Source organism: Alkalibacterium sp. MB6 (assembly GCF_009935905.1).
GTDB lineage: Bacteria > Bacillota > Bacilli > Lactobacillales > Carnobacteriaceae_A > Alkalibacterium.
The window spans coordinates 1-5,688 of the sequence record NZ_PREX01000044.1 but is presented as its reverse complement, the minus strand read 5'-3'; the positions used below and the strand labels follow the sequence as shown (position 1 = coordinate 5,688).

Below are 5,688 nucleotides of genomic sequence, written 5' to 3'. Positions count from 1 at the left end.
GGGTGAAGATGAAAAAGTAATTGTAAGCTGCCGTGAGGCAGTTTCACATGGTTTTAATTAAAAGTATGAATTATTCAGGAGCTTTTATCATTTGTAAATTTTAATGATAAAACTCAAAAAGCCGCTGAAAAAATTCAGACGACTTTTTTTATATTTTATAAATTCTTTAAAATTTGTTCGTATTCCCCTTTATCTATTTCTCCTTGTACATATCGGAGCTTTAACACTTCTATGGGATTATTGTTACCTTTTGTCTCTTGTTTCTCTTTTTTTAAGCTAACAAGAAAGTCATGGAATAATTTTTTTCCAGTTCTTATTAATTTGAATAGGTCTCCAGTTTTTACCAAATAATACATTACTATTATTGATAGTATTAGGTTTAACACGATTCCACCTCATTAAAACTTAATTGTTTTTAATATCGTTTGAAATTCTTCATGTGTTATTTCACCACGGGCATAGCGTAATTTTGCAACTTCTTCAGCTTCAATAACTGTTGAATTTCCCATATTTGATGAAACTGAATTTTGTTGTTTCTTGTTTTTAAAAATGAGATATAGCGTAAAAGCAATAAGCCCAAATACAAGCATCGTCATCAAAGACCCACCTGCCATCATATCAAACGAATTAATTCCTTGCTGCATTCCATTGTATCCATAAAATCCACCATTTCCAAAGGAACCCATATGTCCTCCATTCATCATGTTGATTTCTCCCTTCTATAATCGAATTTCGTATTATAATAATGCTTTTAATTTGTTATATTCATCTGCAGAAATTTGACCGGATGCATATCTATAATCAATCACTTCTTTAAGTTCATTTGGATTATTATTTACTTTTGCTTGATTATTCCCAAACCACTTTTGCAATTCACCTGTTTTATACAGATAAAAACCCATAGCTAAAATAAGTAATAAAAACATAACTTCACTCCTCTATTCATACTATTTTCGAATTTTTGTAGTAGCAGGCCAAAGTTAATTGACCTGCTCATCATTTTTTAATACATGCTGCCCATCCCTCTAAAATTACTACTTTGAGATGCACCACCTGTTCCATGCATACTTTTATACAGTTCTTCTAATTCTTGGTTATCTAAATTGGGATGCATTTCACTCATATATGGTTTCATTTGTCCAAAGTTCACATTACCTTCTTCCATAAACTTTTGCATCTCATCAAAGTTCACGTTGCCTTCTTCCATGAACTTTTGCATCTCATCGAAGTTCACGTTGCCTTCTTCCATGAACTTTTGCATACTTTCAAAATCGCCTGTACCCATCACATCTACCATTTGATCATATCTAACATCTTGCTCTTGGATCACTGTATTTTGATTCGGAGCATCCTCTTCAGAAAATAGATTAGTTAATCCTGCCCCGCCTGTAAACGCTAAAGTTGCTGCTAAAATTCCATTAAGTATATTCATGTCTAATCAATCTCCTTTTAATAGTTTTTTATTAATTATTTATTATCTTTATAAAATATTTTTCTTGATTTGCTCAAACTCTTCAAAAGATATTTCACCTTTTGCAAGTCTAGATTTGGCAATTTCTATTGCATTTGAACTTGCTACAGGTTGGTTTCTATTTACGGCACCCCGATTTTGACTATTAATTCCTAAATAGATAAGGTAGCCGATGAGTATAAATACCAAGATCATCATGAATGATCCACCTCCAAATCCATACATTCCAAATCCATGCCCTAATCCCATCATTGCTTTATCTCTCCTTTCTTAAATCCATAATACTTTTTACTAATGGGGATTTTATGAGTAACTTATGTGAAAGTTATGGAGAATTAACTTATATAACTTTTACTTTTCAATCTCCATACTATAACACTGGTAATTTCCATCCATATCCATTTTTATCAATGTTATATCCTCACTTTCATATCTAAACAATCCTTCACCTAACTCCCAAGAATGACAATGTCCTGTAAGAAAAGGATTTGTATTGATAATGCTTTGATATTGTTTAGTTATATCTTGATCCATTTTTTTAAACATAGGATAATCCCTCCTTGATCCTTTCTTATTTTGTTTTGTCGATACACGTTATAAGGCGCTGTTCAATTTCGGCTGCTTTACTATCTATGTTGGTATCACCCAAGATACTTATTAATGCAGTTGGTTTGACCATTCCAACTTTGGTAGTGCCATCCTCTTCATACACGACAATTTTACAAGGTAAGAAATAACCTACTTGACTTGTAATCGATAGTACTTCCTTCGCTTCAAAAGGATTGCAAACTTCTAACACATAATAATCTTGATTGTAAGTTAACCCTTTTTCATTTAATTTATCTTTAATATTAAAGCTCCACAAAACACCGAACTTTTCTTTTGATAAATTCTCCTCCAAATCATTAAGAATTTGACTAATTGGCTTTTCAGTTACAACTGTATAATGAAACATTTTATCTCCTCCTTAAATTTTTACTTGTAAAGTTTCATTTGTTTTCTTTACTTGTCCTTATCATAAGCAAAACTTGTATAGATCTTATGGGCAAGTTATGTGGAAGTTATGTGGATTCAAACACTTCATGAATTGACGCAAAAACAAAAAGGGATTAAGTCCGTCTAGTGGCTTAATCCCTTACTTTTAATATTATTTTTGTTCTACTTTAATCGGCCTTTTTATTAGGTTTAACTACAAACTTTCTTACAATGCTATAAAATAAATCCTCTTTCTGTTCAATTAGTAAACCTGCCTTATTAATATTATTTAATGTTCTTCGGTTAATATTCGCTCCCCACATGCTAACCGTAATAGGATTTAATAGATCCATCATTATCCCTATTACTTCATTCTCACTTCTCATATGTTCTAACAGAATAATTTTCCCATCCGGTTTACAGACTCTGCCCATTTCTTTAAGTCCTTTTACAGGGTCAGGCACAGAACAATAAACACAAGTGGCTACGACATAATCAAAAGTATTGTCTGGAAATTCCATTTGCTGCGCATCCATTTCAAGTAGAGTTGGTTGATAGGGTAGAGTTAGAGTATTTGCCTTTTTCCTTGCATGCTTTAACATACCTGGACTAAAATCTATACCTGTCAAATAAATATCGCTAGGATAAAACGGAAGATTCGCACCGGTACCTACCCCTACTTCTAAAACGTTTCCTTTTACATTTTTGAGCACATCTTTTCTCCAGCTCTCCTTTATCATTTTATCCATGGAATCGTATATCCTTGACACCCGATTGTAACGATTCTTGATCTTTTCAGTCAATCTCTTTTCCACGTTAAATCTCTCCCAAAAATATATTGGATTAATTAACTTATCAAATATAAAACACTCAAAATAGTGAGTGACCATATAATAATAGTAAACCCAGCGGTATTCAGCCTTACTCCTTTGGTAATTGTACCTCTACAGTTGTACCAACATTTAATTGACTATCTATCTTTATTTCTCCTTGATGAGCTTCTACCAATGCTTTTACAATCGACAACCCAATTCCAACTCCACCTGTTTCTCGATCGCGTGATTTATCACCTCGATAGAACCTTTCAAATAGAAACGGAAGATCATCTTCACTAATTCCTTCACCTTCATCTTTCACTATGAAAGAAATTTGATCATTTTTTTCTTCTATATAAACAGAAACTCTTTTCCCTTGCGGTGTATATTGCAAGGCATTATTAACGATATTGGTTAAAATTTGAATGATTTTATCACGATCACCATTAAACCAATGTTGTTCTTCGGTATTTTGCACTTCTAAATTCACCCCTTTTTTCATAAACAATGGGTTGAACTGCTCTTTTATGAAGGACAATAGTTTGCCGGTTTCGAGCCTTGTCTTATCCAATCTAATCTGAGGGTTTTCTGCCGCAATTAATTTTTCTAGTTCTTTTACTAACCTAACCAGGCGCATTAGTTCTTCATGACATTGCTCTAATCTCTTTGAATCCGGTTCCCATATCCCATCTTGAAAAGCTTCAATATGACTCCTTAGCGTTGCAAGAGGTGTTCTAAGTTCATGTGCAAAATTAGCTGTAAACTCTTTTCGTAGCCTTTCTTCTTTTGCTAAGGATGCTGCAAGCTGATTAAACGACTCTCCTAAAGGTTTCATCTCATCCGTTAATTCTTTAACCGGAATTCTTGTTCGCCATTGATGATTACGTAACTCTGCAATCGCATTTATTAACTTTTTAAAACCTGAGGTTAAACGATTTGAAAATAATAAACTAAATAAAATCGATAATATAACAGTAACCATTACCGCAAGGAGAATATTTCGCTTTATTGATTTTAAAAAGATAAAATCCTCACCCATTAATTGTTCTGGGTAAAACACGGTCAAGTTCCCGATGACTTCATTATTATTTTTTAATTGGTATGAAGTTGACTGATAGTCATTAGGGTCTATTGAGGATTGCGTCCCATTCATCATTCCCATCATTGAGCGCAAAGATGTTGAATCAATTAATAATTCACCGTTACTATCATAAAGTTTAAAGTATAAGTTCTCTGTCATCGCCTGCTGATGCAGCATATTATTTAATTGTTCGTTTGTTAACTCACCCGTCTCATCATATTGTTGAAGTACTTCCTTTTTAATTGTCTCAATACGTTCTTCTCTATTTTTTTTGAGGTAATCAGTAAATTGATTTTCCACGCCAAAAAAAATAGTGAAACTAGTGATAAAAACGCCACTTAAAGAGACCACTAAAAGATATAACAATATCCTTGTCCTAAGTGTTAGATTCATCCTTTTCTCCTCCAAACTTATACCCCATTCCAAATACAGTAATGATAAACTCAGGATGACGATTATCGGTTTCCATTTTTTTGCGCAAATTTTTTATATGTGTATCAATATTTCTTTCGTATCCCTCGAAATAAGCGCCGTCTTCTTGTAACTTTTCTAATAAATCAGCCCTACTGTACACTCTCCCGGGATAGCTTGCCATCGTAATTAAAATCCTATATTCATTTGGAGTAAGAGCAAGAATCTCATCATTCAGCCTTACTTCCTTTTTAACATGATCAATCTTAAGTTTATGATGGTTAAAACTCATTTGGTTATCGTTTACCATCTGCTGTGTTCTTCTTAATAAAGCTTTTACTCTCACAACCACTTCTCTTGGACTAAATGGTTTTGTCACATAGTCATCTGCACCAATGACAATCCCATTAATTAAATCATCTTCAGCAGACTTAGCGGTAAGCATGATAATCGGTACATTACTATCCTTTCTTACCAACCTACATATCTCCTCACCGGAAATATCCGGTAACATCAAATCTAATATGATAAGATCCGGACTCTGTTCTTTTACCTTTTTTAAAGCGTCAATTCCATTTGAAGCAAAAAGAACTTCCCATCCTTCTTTTTCAAAATAAGCTTCTAATACTTCTAGTATTACTTTTTCATCATCAACCACAAGAATTTTCGTCATAAAAATCACCTCTTATATGCATAATAGCATCTTCTTTATTAAAAAAAATAATCTCCATAACTTCCACATAACTTTATCATATGAATTGATTACCTGAATAATTCATACCTCCAACTTTAGAGGCGTTTTTCTTTTTTCAATCGATCATTTCTATAATTCCACTGTTTTATATGGTAGTTATTCTATTTTTATGATTACAACGAACAGGATTGAAAGTTTCCCATTTTAAATCGGAATTTTGGACACACTTCTCCCGAGGTCT

Annotated in this window: 9 protein-coding genes; all 9 read right to left on the bottom strand. The window is 33.0% G+C overall.

The window, feature by feature from the left end:
- Positions 1–398: 398 nt before the first annotated feature.
- Positions 399–704, bottom strand: a complete 306-nt coding sequence (locus C3945_RS11495; protein ID WP_031536874.1) for an SHOCT domain-containing protein — start codon at positions 702–704, stop codon at positions 399–401.
- 33 nt (positions 705–737) lie between these two features.
- Positions 738–926 (bottom strand): hypothetical protein, encoded by a 189-nt coding sequence (locus C3945_RS11490; protein ID WP_031536875.1) that lies wholly within the window; start codon positions 924–926, stop codon positions 738–740.
- 77 nt (positions 927–1,003) lie between these two features.
- Positions 1,004–1,432 carry a hypothetical protein gene (locus C3945_RS11485; protein WP_161879793.1) on the bottom strand — a complete coding sequence of 143 codons (429 nt, stop codon included), beginning with the start codon at positions 1,430–1,432 and terminating at the stop codon, positions 1,004–1,006.
- Between the two features lie 48 nt (positions 1,433–1,480).
- Entirely contained in the window at positions 1,481–1,723 is a 243-nt protein-coding gene (locus tag C3945_RS11480) for an SHOCT domain-containing protein (protein WP_031536877.1), read from the bottom strand.
- A gap of 99 nt (positions 1,724–1,822) precedes the next feature.
- On the bottom strand, positions 1,823–2,017 hold the full coding sequence (locus C3945_RS11475) for a hypothetical protein (RefSeq protein WP_161879792.1): 195 nt from the start codon (positions 2,015–2,017) through the stop codon (positions 1,823–1,825).
- Positions 2,018–2,042: 25 nt separating this feature from the next.
- Entirely contained in the window at positions 2,043–2,426 is a 384-nt protein-coding gene (locus C3945_RS11470; RefSeq protein WP_161879791.1) for a DUF302 domain-containing protein, read from the bottom strand.
- 208 nt (positions 2,427–2,634) lie between these two features.
- Entirely contained in the window at positions 2,635–3,336 is a 702-nt protein-coding gene (locus tag C3945_RS11465) for a class I SAM-dependent methyltransferase (RefSeq protein ID WP_161879790.1), read from the bottom strand.
- Between the two features lie 31 nt (positions 3,337–3,367).
- Positions 3,368–4,735 (bottom strand): sensor histidine kinase, encoded by a 1,368-nt coding sequence (locus tag C3945_RS11460; RefSeq protein WP_161879789.1) that lies wholly within the window; start codon positions 4,733–4,735, stop codon positions 3,368–3,370.
- Positions 4,719–5,426 (bottom strand): response regulator transcription factor, encoded by a 708-nt coding sequence (locus C3945_RS11455; RefSeq protein WP_161879788.1) that lies wholly within the window; start codon positions 5,424–5,426, stop codon positions 4,719–4,721. The genes C3945_RS11460 and C3945_RS11455 overlap by 17 nt, the downstream gene beginning before the upstream one ends.
- Positions 5,427–5,688: the final 262 nt, after the last annotated feature.

Coding starts and splice junctions, on each gene's coding strand:
- C3945_RS11480 (WP_031536877.1), bottom strand. CDS start 1,723: ATGATGGGATTAGGGCATGGATTTGGAATGTATGGATTTGGAGGTGGA.
- C3945_RS11455 (WP_161879788.1), bottom strand. CDS start 5,426: ATGACGAAAATTCTTGTGGTTGATGATGAAAAAGTAATACTAGAAGTA.
- C3945_RS11475 (WP_161879792.1), bottom strand. CDS start 2,017: ATGTTTAAAAAAATGGATCAAGATATAACTAAACAATATCAAAGCATT.
- C3945_RS11495 (WP_031536874.1), bottom strand. CDS start 704: ATGATGAATGGAGGACATATGGGTTCCTTTGGAAATGGTGGATTTTAT.
- C3945_RS11460 (WP_161879789.1), bottom strand. CDS start 4,735: ATGAATCTAACACTTAGGACAAGGATATTGTTATATCTTTTAGTGGTC.
- C3945_RS11485 (WP_161879793.1), bottom strand. CDS start 1,432: ATGAATATACTTAATGGAATTTTAGCAGCAACTTTAGCGTTTACAGGC.
- C3945_RS11465 (WP_161879790.1), bottom strand. CDS start 3,336: ATGGTCACTCACTATTTTGAGTGTTTTATATTTGATAAGTTAATTAAT.
- C3945_RS11490 (WP_031536875.1), bottom strand. CDS start 926: ATGTTTTTATTACTTATTTTAGCTATGGGTTTTTATCTGTATAAAACA.
- C3945_RS11470 (WP_161879791.1), bottom strand. CDS start 2,426: ATGTTTCATTATACAGTTGTAACTGAAAAGCCAATTAGTCAAATTCTT.